The organism is Paenibacillus prosopidis (assembly GCF_003337375.1).
GTDB classification, from domain to species: Bacteria; Bacillota; Bacilli; order Paenibacillales; family Paenibacillaceae; genus Pristimantibacillus; species Pristimantibacillus prosopidis.
Window position 1 is genome coordinate 78,360 of record NZ_QPJD01000009.1, and the last position, 15,433, is coordinate 93,792.

Annotated in this window: 11 protein-coding genes; all 11 read left to right on the forward strand. The window is 46.1% G+C overall.

Translation table 11 applies throughout. From position 1 onward, the window contains the following. Positions 1-87: 87 nt before the first annotated feature. The 11 genes from DFP97_RS15310 (at position 88) to DFP97_RS15360 (ending at position 15,183) form a co-directional block, all read left to right on the forward strand. A complete protein-coding gene (locus DFP97_RS15310) occupies positions 88-639 on the forward strand; it encodes a hypothetical protein (RefSeq protein ID WP_114381068.1) in 552 nt (183 codons plus the stop codon). A 195-nt stretch (positions 640-834) separates the two neighbouring features. Next, complete coding sequence (locus tag DFP97_RS15315; RefSeq protein WP_114381069.1) at positions 835-1,818, forward strand: glycosyl hydrolase family 28 protein; 984 nt, start codon at positions 835-837, stop codon at positions 1,816-1,818. Between the two features lie 435 nt (positions 1,819-2,253). Then, the gene (locus tag DFP97_RS15320; RefSeq protein ID WP_114381070.1) at positions 2,254-3,267 is read left to right on the forward strand and encodes a response regulator transcription factor; all 1,014 of its coding nucleotides are present in this window, start codon (positions 2,254-2,256) and stop codon (positions 3,265-3,267) included. Beyond that, entirely contained in the window at positions 3,264-5,099 is a 1,836-nt protein-coding gene (locus tag DFP97_RS15325; RefSeq protein WP_114381071.1) for a sensor histidine kinase, read from the forward strand. Before DFP97_RS15320 ends, DFP97_RS15325 begins: the two co-directional genes overlap by 4 nt. A 79-nt stretch (positions 5,100-5,178) precedes the next feature. After that, positions 5,179-6,717: an extracellular solute-binding protein gene (locus DFP97_RS15330; RefSeq protein WP_114381072.1), complete on the forward strand. Its 1,539-nt coding sequence runs from the start codon at positions 5,179-5,181 to the stop codon at positions 6,715-6,717. Positions 6,718-6,818: 101 nt separating this feature from the next. Next, on the forward strand, positions 6,819-7,778 hold the full coding sequence (locus tag DFP97_RS15335; protein ID WP_114381073.1) for an ABC transporter permease: 960 nt from the start codon (positions 6,819-6,821) through the stop codon (positions 7,776-7,778). Then, positions 7,778-8,644, forward strand: coding sequence for a carbohydrate ABC transporter permease (locus DFP97_RS15340; RefSeq protein ID WP_245976281.1), 867 nt, complete (start codon positions 7,778-7,780; stop codon positions 8,642-8,644). Before DFP97_RS15335 ends, DFP97_RS15340 begins: the two co-directional genes overlap by 1 nt. Before the next feature lie 10 nt (positions 8,645-8,654). After that, positions 8,655-9,926 (forward strand): family 43 glycosylhydrolase, encoded by a 1,272-nt coding sequence (locus DFP97_RS15345; RefSeq protein WP_220271164.1) that lies wholly within the window; start codon positions 8,655-8,657, stop codon positions 9,924-9,926. 74 nt (positions 9,927-10,000) lie between these two features. Continuing rightward, the gene (locus tag DFP97_RS15350; RefSeq protein ID WP_114381074.1) at positions 10,001-12,304 is read left to right on the forward strand and encodes a glycoside hydrolase family 2 TIM barrel-domain containing protein; all 2,304 of its coding nucleotides are present in this window, start codon (positions 10,001-10,003) and stop codon (positions 12,302-12,304) included. Positions 12,305-12,345: 41 nt separating this feature from the next. Continuing rightward, positions 12,346-14,415 (forward strand): glycosyl hydrolase 115 family protein, encoded by a 2,070-nt coding sequence (locus DFP97_RS15355; protein ID WP_245976283.1) that lies wholly within the window; start codon positions 12,346-12,348, stop codon positions 14,413-14,415. A 102-nt stretch (positions 14,416-14,517) separates the two neighbouring features. Continuing rightward, positions 14,518-15,183: a rhamnogalacturonan acetylesterase gene (locus tag DFP97_RS15360; RefSeq protein ID WP_114381076.1), complete on the forward strand. Its 666-nt coding sequence runs from the start codon at positions 14,518-14,520 to the stop codon at positions 15,181-15,183. Positions 15,184-15,433 lie beyond the last annotated feature (250 nt).

A 15,433-nucleotide genomic window follows, 5' to 3' on the forward strand; every position in this document is an offset into this window, starting at 1 on the left:
TCAATGGTAAGCATTTTTATGTCTGTTTTCTCATCAATTATGGCACCACATAATATTCATTACGGCAGGACTGAGGTAAACCCCTTAATGGCAGAGTATACGAATTTAAGCATCTCCCATTTCAGTTCTTTGTTTAAGAGGGATACCGGAGAGTCACTCCACCAGTTGCTCAGTTTAAGCTTCAATCGTATGGCCGAACGGCTGAATCAGCTGGTAAACACGGTATACAATATAGAGCTTAAAGAAGTCCAGATGCAGCTGCTTCAGAAAGAAGCGACGATTCATGTGCTGCAAAGCGGGAAATTTGGCCTCGTTATACAGGTTTACAGCAAAGGTGGAGTAGTCGGGATCAGTCTTGCTGAGGAATTGGAACATCTAAAGAGATACCTCGAGATTATCCACATTCGATATACCAGGCATTTTGAAAGTAAGTTTTTTGTTGACGATAAATATTTGCACGCCCGCATTATCAAGCTTTCCATACAGCCAAGCGTATCCTCACTCGGGCTTACGAACGTGCACAATCGGTTGGTGCTTTATTACGGCAAAGGCTACGGAATCGATATCCATTCCTTCCCGAATCAGGGGACGGTCATTTCGGTAAAGATCCCGTTCATAAGAAAAGATAACATTTCGTGAGATTGTACAATTTTAGAGGCTTGAAGAAGCTATAAAATAAAGGTGTTATCGTAAATAACCAAAAGGGGAGTACTTTATGAGCTATTGAAAGTAGTTACCGTATTGTTCCTGTCTTTTTAAGAGAAATGTTAATCCTGGAAAACAAGAAAATCGGTCAACTCGCCTAACCGATATTTACGTACACCCCGGCGGCGTATGTGGCGATCCAATGCCACGAATGTTGTAATCAAAAACTTTAAAGCCTTTAGCAATAATAAGTATGGGGATGGGATAGATGTATTTGGCGGTAAAAATATTACCATCAATTACATATTTTACCTTACTCATGATGATTGTATCGCGATATACGGTGCGCGCGCAAATGCTGGAAAAGTCTGGTATGGAGATATCCAAAATGTTTCGGTAACGAACTCTATTCTCATGCCCGATCTTGCTCGTCCAGTCAATATGGGTACGCATGGTTTTCCATGGGCGCCTGGCGGCGGGCATACAATAGAAAATCTTAATTTCTCTAATCTGGACATCTGGTTACACAATCAAGCACACCGGATCCAATTCATTTCCGCTGATGGAAATCTGATTCAGAATGTTAAATTTGAAGACATTCGGGTCGATGATCACGTAGGAAACAGCTTATTCACTATGTCAGTTAAGAGTTGGGATTATGCCGTAGGGCGCGGAATTAACAATGTTCATTTCAAGAATGTCTCCTATATTGGGAGTGGTAATGCTTTGTTGGAAGGCTATGATTCCAACCGTAGGATTCAAAATATAACACTTGAAAATGTAACAAAAGACGGGTCTGCCGTTACGAATGCAAATATTTTTGCTAACAGTTATGTCAATAACGTTAACATTATTGCTCCCGGAGATCCTGTACCCGAAGTGGCGCCGCAATTTCCTTCACCTGCTCCAATCAATCTGGCGTTGAACAGGACCGCCAGTGCGTCTAGCTCGCAATCAAATAATCCGATTTCGAGCGGAAACGACAGCAGCACATCGACTCGTTGGAGTGCGGTTGATGGAAATGCCAATGGAACATTGAACCGATATCAGGCGAATTTTATAGTTTCCGTGTTAAAAATAAAGTGGCTGGCAGAGAATATTTGCACGCAACTACGGCGAATGAAGCAAAATGGAACACAGGATCTACGGATTCTACACGGTCTGGGTATTTGAGAAACAGTAAGTATGCGGAATGAAACCAGCAAGGACCGGAATCTCCAGAGGGGGGGTATTCCGGTCCTTGTTGGCGAATATCCCGATATGGTGAAAAGTCTTCTCAAATATCCGAAAGAACCAGTCGTATCAAGGCCTGAAATGTGTCTATTGTGGCATGTGCCCCATCGACGTATAGTGAAGGTAACCGGCCTGATCCAATTCGTTTATGGACGGGAGGAAGAATCTGCTTCCGTAACGTCAATAGAGAGAAGCGATGTAAGAATCCATTAAATATTTGTTTGCGATATCAGAATGTTTAAGTTCGTTAATGCGCTAAAGCCAACGAGCAACATTCTGATTCGCGGTAACTGTCATAAAACGCAGACAGTTAGCTGTCATAGAAGTTAGGCAATACTTATTAGATATAATGCCGAATAATGGGGGAGGTTCAAAATGCTTAAGGTATTGGTGGCAGAAGACGAGCCTTGGATCAGAGCGGCTATTGTAGAAATGGTAGAGGGTTTCGGTCATGATATTAAAGTTGTAGGCGACGCTACTAACGGCATAGAAGCATGGCACATGATTCAGCAATTGTGGCCGACTGTATTGATAACGGATATTATGATGCCGGTGATGGACGGTCTGGAACTGGTGCGGAATATCTCAGAGAATAAGATCCCGATGGCGGTCATTATCATCAGCGGATATGAAAATTTTCAATACGCGCAACAAGCAATCAGTTACGGGGTCAATAAATATCTGCTTAAGCCTGTAAAACGGGAAGAACTTCAAGACGCTATGTTCGAAGTGATGGGGAAATTGACGGAAATCGAGAAAATGAACCATTATTTGATTAATATCCAGACGTTTTTCGATACGATCAACGATATCGACCCTGCAGGGGGCATGAAACGTCTGTATCAGCTTGTTGACAATATCCGCACTATCAAACATGTAAACTACGGCGCTTATTTGAGCTTGCTCCGGATTGTGGAATCAAAGATCAGCTCCCTGTTGAACAGCATTGAAGCGGAGCATTCCTTGATGTCTCACTTTAGCGGGGTTCCGGATCAGGAAATTCGGCAGCATCTGGGCAAATTGGCGGAATCCTGGTTTCTTCACCCGGAACGCAATAAAAAGGAATTCAAACAAATCATTAAATCGGCATGTGATTTCATTCATGAGCATTACCAGGACGATCTTACACTGACACAAATGGCGGAGTATACGGGTTTAAGCATCTCCCATTTCAGTTCTCTCTTTAAGAGGTATACCGGTGAGTCGCTCATTGCTTATATTAACCAGGTGCGGGTTGAGAAGGCGAAAGAATTGCTGCGGAACTCAAACGATAAAATCTACCTGATCGCGGAAATGGTCGGGTTTTCAAGCCAGCCGTATTTTATACGGGTGTTTAAAAATGTGACGGGGATGTCCCCGAATGAATATCGAAAGAGTATGGGGATATGAATATGAAGCAGCGGTTCCAACGTTTGTCCTTAAGGCAGAAAATAGTCGCCAGCTTTATCAGTATCGCATTGGTCGCCGTATTATCCATGAACTATATCTCTCACTTCTACTACAGCCGGGCGACGCAGCAGGATTTTTATAATATCGCCGATACCACGACGGTAAGTCTGAATCATCAGTTGGAAATATATATTCAACAGATTGCAAGATCCACATACGCCATGAACGCGGGTGTACTGCAATATTCAAGCATACTGCGGCAGGAGAATGCGAGCTTGATTCAGGATTGGCTCAGAGGCGATGCGACGATGAGTCAGGAGAATCGTTACATGATCAGAGAAGTTCTCAACAAGTACATTGCGTTTAATTATCCCGAGATCGAGAACATCTATCTCATGTCGCAGGATCGGAGAGTTCTACAGGCGTCGGGCTCTTTCACGGATACCGGGCTGGCAAGACTTCTGTGGTACCAACGGCCCCTTAATAAAAACATGGAAATATTCCCGACGTTCTACGAGGACCATCGAACCATTCCGCTCATTGCTGTTGCCATTCCAATCTTTGACGTGAAAGACACGAGCTTATCGGGTCGGCTTGTATTGCATATGAAATTGACCGAAATCAAGAACATGATTGGAAATATGCGGATAGGCGATACCGGCTACATCCTTATGGTATCTCCGGACGGAAGAATCGTATACCACCCCGACGAGGACATGCTCGCTTCCCCAATCGAGGAAACCGAGCTTTCATGGCTTACGCTTAGCAAGCCAAACTCCCTTCAGACATGGCAGGGCAATCAGTATCTTGTTTCTTATAGCATTTCCGAACTGACCGGTTGGAAGACGATTGCGTTGGTGCCTCTGGGGGAGATGGCCACTGGTCTGCAAATCGCGCAGATATCCGCCGTCGTCGTGATGGTTTTTCTTATTCTGCTCATCATGATTTCGGTACCGTTCGCAGCAAATCGTATTACAAGGCCGATGATCGAACTGAAAAGAGCGATGGAAAAGCTGCAGACCGGCGATTTAACCGTACGAGCGCCCGTCACTCCGGGGAGCGACGAGATTCAATTGCTTAGTTTAAGCTTCAATCGTATGGCCGGACGGTTGAGTGAGCTCGTAAATACGGTATACAAAATGGAGCTTAAAGAAGCCCAGACGCAGCTGCTTCAGAAGGAAGCGACGATTCATGCGCTGCAAAATCAAATCAACCCGCACCTCTTGTATAACACGCTCGATATCATCAAGAGTATCGCTTATCTGGAGGGGGTCCCCAAGATTGAGAAGATGGCGGAGAATTTGGCTTCGTTTTACAGGTTTACGGCAAAGCTGGAGCAGTCGGAGATTAGTCTTGCAGAGGAATTGGATCAGCTGAAGCGATACCTGGAGATTATCCACATTCGGTTTACCAGGCATTTCGAAAGCAATGTTTATGTTGACGATAAATATAAGCATGCGCGCATCATTAAGCTCTCGATACAGCCAATCGTCGAGAATGCCGTGAAATATGCGGTTGAGCCCTGTAACGGGAAAGCCGCTGTCATGGTCAGCGCTTATCCCGAAGGCAATGATTTGATTATTGAGATTGCGGACAATGGAAAAGGGATCGATGCCATGATTTTGCAAAATCTGAAAGAGCGGCTGATGATGATTACCAAACAGCTAAATCATGGAGTGAAAGCGTCTGACTCACTCGGACTTACAAATGTGCACAGTCGGCTTGTGCTTTATTACGGCCAAAACTACGGAGTCGATATCCATTCCTTCCCGAATCAGGGAACGGTCGTCTCGGTGAGGATCCCGTTCATAAGAAAGGATAACATTTCGTGAGATTGTACAATTTTAGAGGTATGAGGAGGATCTATAATTAACAATGTAAACAAAAACAAACCATTAGGGGAGTGTTACAATGAAGTTTTTGAAAGTGGTTACATTGTTGTTACTGTCTCTCAGCCTGGTCGTCGGTTGTTCAACCGGCAACAGCGGCGGAAATGCAGCGACGGAAAACAACTCGAAAAACACGGGGGAAGCCCCACCGTCGGAACCGGTAAAAAATGAAAAGAAGATCCCGATTACGATCGCTACACAGTATTGGAGCGGCGGGAAATGGACGGATGATCATGCGACCATCAAGTATTTGAACGAGAAATTCAATGTCGACATCAAGCTGCAGCTCATTAACGGACCAGAATATAATGAAAAGTTTAAGGTTATGGCAGCCTCCGGCGATCTTCCGGACATTTACAGATCCTCCGAAGCCGAATTTCTGAATTGGTCATCCGAAGGCGCATTCGCAGATTTGAGCGGAGTATGGGCGAAATACCCGAATCTGAATAAGGCATTCCCGCTCGACAGCGAAGCGATGAAGCTGCTGAATCCGGAAGGGAAGCTATACGGGATCCCGAGTATCTCTTGGATAGCGCGGGACACGGTACAAATTCGCAAGGATTGGTTGGATAACCTTGGTATACCGCTTCCCACTGAAGATGAGTTTACGGTCGACAAATTTTATGAAATCGCTAAGACGTTTGCGACGCAGGACCCCGACCAAAACGGCGTTAACGGTGACACGATCGGCATGGTTCCGACCCCGCAGGTCCGGAATGCGTTCGGCATTGCAAGTGATTGGATGGAGAAAGACGGAAAGCTGATCTCGCGTCATACGCAAGTAGAGGAGTATAAGGCTTTTCTTGCCTTCATGAAGAAGGCTTACGACGAAAAAGTACTGGACCAAGACTTTGTGATTCGCAAAGGGAATGAAGTTGATGAAATGAAGAAAGGCAACAAGTTAGGGCTGTTCCACTATCATAACGCCTACCATATACTCCAAGAGGATATAAAGAAGGCCAACCCGGGCTCGAATCCGGAGCTTGTGCCAATGGCTCCGCCTGTCGGACCGACGGGTGTCCGAGGAAACACTGCCGAAAAGACGGGCATGCTAAAGGTGGTCATTAACGCGAAGGCGGATGAGGAGAAGATCGATCGAATTTTGCAAATTTTCGATTGGTGGGTCACCGATGAAGGCTCTTCGATCATGAAGAATGGCATTGAAGGCATCGACTACACGAAGAATGCCGACGGCACCTATCAAGTTACTGAGCAGTGGGAAGACAACCATCCACGCTATTTGAACAGCAACCTGTTTAAACGCCCTGGCACTGATTTTATTGTTTACCTCTGGTCAAGCCAGGAAGATATCGACCGTCATAATGCCTATGAGGAAATCGCAAAGAAATATATCTGGGAGGATCCGGCGTTTAGATTTACATACTACTCGGAAGCGTATAAGAAAAAATGGGCTGATTTGGACACCAAGTTCGAACAAGCAGTTATACAGATTATTGTTGGCGACAAGCCGATCGAATATATCGAACAAGCTTCCAAGGACTGGCTTGCAGGCGGCGGTGAACAAATTATAAAAGAAATCAACGAAGCAGCCAAGAAATAACGTCTCTCACGAGTTTGGTTAGAACAGGCCGCATCCTCACTTGCGGCCTGTTCTAATCTTGGCGCTTATGTTGCGACACAATAGAAGGGAGCTTGGAGATCATGAATCAATCCGCTAGACTTGCGGAGTCCGTTGGATCCAAAAGGATACCTTCAGCGAAAAAAAAAGAGGATTACCTGAAGCGCGCTTTCCCGTTTTATTTGATGATCTTCCCGGGGTTGTTGGTTTTCCTCGTTTTTAAATACGTGCCGATGTTCGGTGTGTTCATCGCATTTAAGAACTATTCGCCGTTCCGAGGCGTCTGGAAGAGCGAGTGGATCGGGCTCGAAAATTTCGTCCGCCTCTTTTCGGAAAACGACTTTTTGCTTTTGTTAAAAAACACATTGTACCTGAACCTGCTGGATACGTTCATCGCATTCCCTTTTACAATCCTGGTCGCGCTATTTCTCAATGAAGTGAGAAAAAAACATTTTAAAAACGCGATTCAAACTATATTATATGCGCCGCATTTTTTATCCTGGGTCGTTGTCGTCGGGATCACGATGTTGTTTCTCCGTACACAGGATGGCGGAGTGAACGTGCTCCTCAATGCTTTAGGGTTTGAAAGTATTAATTTTTTCTCAAATGCGGGGAGTTTCCGCTTCATTTGGTTATTCCATAATATATGGCAAGGTGCCGGTTGGGGCGCGATTATCTATCTGGCGGCGATTGCTTCAATCAATCCGTCATTGTATGAGGCCGCGACAATGGACGGCGCCAGCAGACTGCGTCAGATATGGCATATTACTTTGCCGTCGTTGAAAACAGTCATTGTGATTATGTTTATTTTGCGGCTCGGTAATTTTATCGACGTTGGCTTCGAGCATATTTTCCTACTGCAAAATCCGTTGAACCTCCATGTGTCGGACGTATTCGAAACGTATGTGTACCGCATAGGTCTCGTGCAGGGTGACTTCAGCTACTCGACCGCGGTCGGATTGTTTAAATCCGTCGTTGGACTCGTGATGATTGTCGCAGCCAATACGATCGCCAAACGGCTCGGAGAGGAGGGAGTCTACTAATGGAGAAACTTATGTCGAAGGGCGACCGGGTGTTTACGGTCTTAGTATACGCCTTCTTGATCGTCTTCACGCTGTTGATCCTGTTTCCATTGTTCTATGTCGTGTCAACTTCGTTCGCGCCGGAAGGGGACTATTACAGAGGCTTCTTCCTCATCCCAAGCTCCTGGACGCTCGAAGCCTATCAATATTTGCTGTACAACCCCAGTTTCGTCAGCGCGTTCAAGAGCTCAGTCGTCATTACCATCTTCGGAACCATCATCAGTATGACGTTGACTTCTTTGATGGCATATGGATTGTCGGAACGCTGGCTCAAAGGTCGATCGGTGATTAATTTTTTGATTCTGTTTACGATGCTGTTCTCCGGCGGTCTCATCCCAACTTACCTGGTCGTATCCGGGCTTCATCTTGTTGATACGTATTGGGCGCTTTGGTTGCCGGGAGCCGTAAGTGCGTTTAGCGTAATCGTCATACGCGGCTTCTTCACATCGCTTCCTTATGAACTTAAGGAATCTGCAAGGATCGACGGATGCGGGGAGTGGAGACTGTTTGCAGCCCTCATCCTCCCTTTGTCTAAGCCTGTGATTGCCACGTTTACCTTGTTTGGTATTGTGGGAAACTGGAATACCTATTTTTCGGCCGTGATCTATTTGAACGACGGTTCGAAATGGCCGCTGCAGGTATTTTTAAGACAGATGTTAATCCTTGAGGACGAAAAAATCGGTGAACTCGCCGAGGCGCTATTTACGTACACCCCGGCCGCGCGTATGGCGGCGATCCTGATTACGGCATTGCCATTACTGGTCATTTATCCGTTCCTGCAGAAATATTTCAACAAAGGCATGTTCATCGGATCGCTTAAGGGATGAGGATAAAAATATGATGAATAATGCTTATTTTTTCAACGGGGTACCGTGGTTTGATCAGAATGGGGAGACCGTCAATGCACACGGTGCTTGTGTGTTAAAGGAAGGAAATAAATACTATCTTTTTGGAGAATACAAAACGAACGATGTTAATAAGTTCGTGGGTTTTTCGTGTTATTCCTCTTATAACCTGTCGGATTGGCATTTTGAAGTCTTGGCATTGCCACCGCAGGAACAAGGGCTTCTTGGCCCTGATCGAATTGGAGAACGGGTAAAGGTATTAAAGAATCATAAAACCGGCACCTTTGTCATGTTGATGCATACGGATAATTTGAAATACACGGATCCGTGCATAGGTCTTGCAACTTGCGATTCGATTGACGGTACATTCGAGTTTCAAGGACCGCTGCTTTTCGAAGGGAAGCCCATTAGAATGTGGGATATGGGTACCTTCGTTGACGAGAATGGAACAGCTTATTTATTGCTTCACGAGGGCGACATTTATCGGTTAAGCGATGACAATCTGACCGCAGTGGAAAAGGTTGCGGAAAATATTGCGCCTGGCGGTGAATCACCGGCAATGTTCCACCATGGGGACAACTATTTTATGATGTTCTCCAATAAAACGAGTTGGGAAAGAAATGACAACTATTATTTCGTTTCGAACAACTTACATGGACCTTGGAATGAACAAGGATTATTTTGTCCGAAAGGCAGTTTAACCTATAATTCTCAGTGTTTCTTTGTCTTTTCATTAGAAGCAGATGGGAAAACAGTACCGCTCTATATGGGGGATCGTTGGTCATTTCCTCGTCAAGCTTCAAGTGCCACACAGGTTTGGTTGCCCATCACAGTAGTTAAAGAGGATAAATGTTCCATTCTTGAATATTGGCCGGTATGGGCGAGTGAATCGATCTCCCAGGTTTTTCTTGAAGGAATGGATAAACCTTTGCCATTTCGCTCAAACCAACGGGGAGATTCAGTAGATTATACCTTTGAAGGATCACAAATTATTGTTTATGGGATAAGTGATTGTCATGGCGGCTATGCGGAGTTTTCCATCTATGATGACACTGGCGAATTTATTCATCGCACAATTATTGATTTTTACAGTTTGGTACCGGATTCCAGTATGAAATACGTTTCCCCGAAACTCTCACATGGGAGCTATACGCTGAAAGTCGGAGTAATGGGCGAAAATGGGGTCTGGTTTAAAAAAGACGGCAAGCAATTCGGCAGTGATGATTACTTCGTAACACTTGAAAGTATTAAAGTCTGCACTTGAATGGTTGTGTCAATATATAAGATGTAGAACCAGAGTCAAAATGCAAAAAATCAGCAAAGGCTGTGATGGATATCATGTACAGAGTTGAGACAAAGATGATGGATGGCTGGGAGTTTACATTACAAAAGCCGGAAGACCCAAACTTCAAGCCCGTTAAGCTTCCTCACGATTGGGCCATTCATGCTCCAATCAATAGAGACATGAAGCAGGGAACAGATCAAGGATTTAGAGACCGATGGGGAATCGGGTGGTACAGACGAAATCTTGTACTCGAAGAGCTCAAAGCGGATACTGTTTACCAATTGCAATTTGACGGCGTTTATGAGAACAGTACGGTATGGGTGAATGGTCAAGAAGTTGGTGGTCAAAAGTACGGGTATTCAAGATTTACCCTGGAAATTACTGATTGCATTCATGAAGGGGACAATCAGATCCTGGTCAAGGTAGACAACACTTCTTTTCCCGCAGACAGATGGTATTCCGGGGCAGGGATATACAGAACCGTCAAGTTGCTTGAATGTTATAAGAATCATTTCAATCCGGAAGAGATTCAAGTGAAAACCGCCATTCAGGGCGATACGGGCGTCATTACCATAATGACCGGAGTCTCCTCTTTGGTAAAAGCATGTATTTCAGATGAAAATGTGCGTTATACAGGTGAATCTGAAGACGGAATGATCTGTATCGAAATACCAAATGTAAAGCTATGGAGTCCTGAACAGCCCCATTTATATCCATTGGAATTGTCCCTTTATGAAGGGGATGAAATCGTTGACACGGTTGAATTGAAAATTGGTGTCAGAGAAATCAAGATGGTTGCCGGTAAAGGGATGTTTATCAACGGCAGAATGATAAAGGTAAAGGGGCTGTGTATCCACCAAGACGCAGGCTGTCTGGGAATTGCCGTACCGCCGGAAATTTGGAGAGAGCGGCTTATCAAGTTTAAAGAAATTGGATGCAATGCCGTTCGACCGTCACACCATATCTTTGCATCGGAATTCCTGGATCTATGTGATGAATTAGGATTTCTTGTCTATGAGGAACCGTTTGACAAATGGACAGGAGGTGCCTACAGGAGATATTTCGAGACGGAATGGAAACGTGATCTGGAATGCATGGTGAAGAGGGACCGGAACCATCCGTGTATATTCATGTGGGGTGTGGGCAACGAGGTTGAAAATCAAGCGCAAGCATCGATGCTGAAGCTGCTCAAAATGCTAAAGGAACATTTGGTTACATTGGATGATACAAGACCGGTTACCTATGCCATGAACCCCCATTTTAAATACGAGAGCAAAGTGGACATGTCGAAAGTGATTGATATTCAAAAGTTCGTAAATGAAGTGGATGATATGGAAATTTATGATATAGACGAAAGAGTGGAGCGGGTCCGGAGGATTGCAGAGCATGTTGATGTGATATCTTGCAACTACCAAGAACCGTGGTATGCTGCCATCCACAAGGCCATTCCGGATAAATTAATACTAGGATCGGAAACATTCCAATATTTTAAGGGACATCCTGATCAGATGAAGAATTTCAGCGAGGAAGTTCCTTGGATGGATGTCGAAAAATATGATTATGTCATCGGCGGTATGCTTTGGACGGGGATTGATTATTTGGGCGAATCGATGGGATATCCATCCAAAGGACGGACGAATTCATTGTTCTGGACAAATAATGAGCGCAAGCCGATGTCTTATCTGTATCAAAGCTATTGGTCAGAGGAACCGATGGTATATATGGCAGTAATGGACAATTCATTGCAGGATGAGGGAATGAAGGATCACTGGGGTGCCCCAAGATACGCAAGTCATTGGAACTTTCCCCAGTTTAACAAGGCGGTCATTCCATATATGATCGCAACGAATTGTGAAGAAGTAACCATTGAGCTGAACGATAACCCGATTTATGTCAAAAAACCATGCTCCTATCCGAATCGAATGATCACAGGCTATATGCCGTATAAACCGGGAACAGTAACGGTAAGGGGCATAATTAACGGCAAAGAGGTATGCCAATATACGTTAAAAACAGCAGGAACTGCGGTCAGACTTGACTTTGATTATGAGGAAATCAATCTGGATGCAAATGAAGGTTATGAAAAATTATTCACCGTTCGGGCAAAGGACATGGAGGGAATCCCTGTATTCCACGAAAGTGCAAAGGTCGTCTTCAGCGTTACTGGACCGGCAGAAGTCGTTGCCGTTGATAATGGAGATCTCTCATCAAGTGAGCCATACGACAATAATGGGATGCATATGTATCGTGGATGTGTAAGTACGGTGATTCGGCTTACTGGTAAAAAAGGGCGAGTTGAATGTTTCGCGTTTTCAGAAGGAATGGATACAGCTCGACTAGTTATCAATGTGACTTAGTGCATTGCATTTTAGTATGTGTCATTTGGGAGGAATTTAAATTGGCGCTTATCATTGACCACAATACGACTTACCGCATTCCGAAGAATCCGGCTTCACCTATCCGACATGCTTGGGAAATGGTAAAGCGGGACCATGAACAGGTTCTTGGCGCTGTTCCAAGGCTCATCTCGGCGGAGGATGAGCCGGCTGACGTGGTCATCCGATATGCGGAGCCTGAAGACCGGTGCCCGGACAGGCCTGAGGCGTTTTGCTTCCGCTTCGTCAAGTACGGCGGCAAAACGGAGCTTCATATTGCTGCGGGCGACGATCTTGGTCTGGTCTACGGTATGCTAGAATACAGCGGAAAGCACCTCGGCGTCGATCCGTTCTGGTTCTGGGCGGACCTTCCACCCGAGCGGCGAATCAGCGTCGAGCTTCCTGAGGGCGATTACGATTCGCCGGAACCGTTCGTCCGGTTCCGCGGCTGGTTCGTCAACGACGAGGTATGCCTGATCGGGTGGAAGGAGGAGTACCCGCCGACCCGGGAGGTATGGCAGCCTGTCTTTGAAGCGCTTCTGCGCTGTGGAGGGAATATGGTCATTCCCGGCACCGACCTGCCGAGGCATGGTGTGCATGCCGATGTGGCTGCGGAGATGGGATTATGGATTACTCACCACCATGCAGAGCCATTAGGCGCAGAAATGTTTCTCAGAGCGTATGAAGGAAAGAAAGCGAGCTATCAAGAGAACCCGGAGCTGTTCGAGGCATTGTGGGAAGAAGCGATCGAGAAGCAGAAGGACCGCAACATTGTTTGGGTTCTATCCTTCCGCGGACAAGGAGACCAGCCTTTCTGGATAAACGATCCCGCATTTGACACGCCCGAGAAGCGCGGAGAAATGATCAGCCGAGTCATACGCAAACAATACGATATGGTTAACAGCAAGGTAGCCGATCCGCAGTATTGCGTGGCATTGTATGGGGAGATCTCGGAATTATATAAAGCAGGTCATGTCAATGTTCCGGACGATGTTATCAAGGTTTGGGCGGACAATGGATACGGCAAGATGGTGTCAAGGCGCCACGGTAACCTGAATCTGCGGGTGCCGGCTTTGCCCGAGCCGTATGAAAAAGGGAAGCACGGCATCTATTACCATGTAACGTTTCACGATCTTCAAGCCTCCAATCATTTAGCTTTGTTCCCGGCTCCTGTCGAGTTGATCAAAGGAGAGATCGAGGAGGCGTTTCGGGTCGGCGCAAAGGATTACGTCCTCATCAATAGCGGCAACATCCGGCCGCACGTCTATACGCTGGACTTGATACGGGAGCTGTGGACGCGGGGGGAGGCGGATACGGAAGAGCATCTTGGTTCGTTTGTCCGCCGGATGTTCTCCTCTGGTTCTCCGGAAATCGCCGAGATGTTTCGCGACTATGCACGGCGGACGATCCCGTATGGTCCGAAGGAAGACGATCGGGCGGGGGATGAGTTCTATCATCATCCGGCACGCATCATCGTCGGACACTGGCTTCAGGGGAAATCAGATCAACCTCATTCCGGCTTATATTGGACGACTGGGGAAGTCGGTTTTCCGGAGCAAGTCGAATGTTTTCGCCGATTGTGCGCAGATGCCATTCCGGGCTGGCGCGAGCTGAAGGAGCGGATTGAACGGCTGCTTCCGGAGCTGGCGGAACCGGACCGCCTTCGGCTGAAGGATCATTTGCTGCTGCACGTAGAGCTGCATCTATCCGGTTGCGAAGGCTTCGACGCGCTAGGGAAATCGTACTCAGCTTACCGTGAAGGAAACTATCCGCTGGCTTTTGTGTATGCTTCGCAAGCAATGTGGAATTATCGGAAGGGCCAGGTCGCACTGCAGGAAGCCGAGCATGGAAAGTGGACTCATTTCTTCCGGGCGGACTGGCTGACGAATATTGAGAGCACGGTGCAAAATATGGATACGCTTCGCCGCTGGCTTCGCATGCACGGCGACAGTCCCGATTTCTTTGCGTGGTACAAGCAGTTTCTGATGCCGGAAACGGAAAAATATATTTATTTGGAGAACACTCACCGCAATCCTCTTTCGGATGATGAGCTGGCCAAGAGGCTGGTGGATAAGTTCGGCGTCCCGGCTTGATGCGTTCGGAACAAAGTCTATTGGATATTCGCCGCGGTCAAAGAGTGATCGGGTGGCATGTAGTCATACTTATACTTTTATTAATAAACGGTGGTGGATCCATTGGAAAAACAAACGATTTACTTGGCTGGTGATTCGACAATGGCGGATTATCAGCCTCATTCGTACCCCATGCAAGGTTGGGGGAATAAGCTCCATTTATTTATTCCCGATTCCGTTCGGATTGTGAATAAGGCTGTGTGCGGGAGAAGCTCCAAGAGCTTTATCGAGGAAGGAAGGCTCGAAGAAATTTTACAAATGATCAAGCCGGGCGACTACTTGTTCATTCAATTTGGTCACAACGACAGTAAGGAAGATGCCGAAAGACATACAAGTCCTTGGAGCACGTACCATCGGTATTTACGGCAATATATCGACGGAGCGAGAGTGAAGGGGGCTCATCCCGTACTCATCTCGCCTCTTTGCCGCAGACATTTTGACGTTGATGGTCTTTTGATCAACACACACGGCGATTTTCCCCGATCCATGGAAGCGCTGGCCGTTCAGGAAAAAGTCCATTTCATCGATTTGTGCGGCCGAAGTGCCGTCGCATTCAAGGAAATGGGAGACGCCAAATCGAGAGAATGGCTGACCTGGCTGCGCCCGGACGAACATCCGAATTACCCCGAAGGGATCGAAGACAATACGCATTTGAATGAACAAGGTGCAGAAGCTGTCGCAAGAATGGTAGCCGATGCCATTCTGAAACTGAACCTGAATTTCGGTTGATAAGCTATAAAGCCGGTATTCTCCTATCTGAGAGGAATACCGGCTTTAATGATTCTTAGGAGTACAAATGAAGAAATTTCAATGCATACAGCAGCGCCCAATCCTGTTAGCCCAAGGATCTTTAAATTGGACCGGTGGTTCGTGCAAAAGGTATTTGAGACGGATTAGTAAGATGACTTGGAATGTTATGTGAATAAACCATCTTTCTATCCAAACAGAATGATTACAGTCTATCTTCCATTTTTGACGG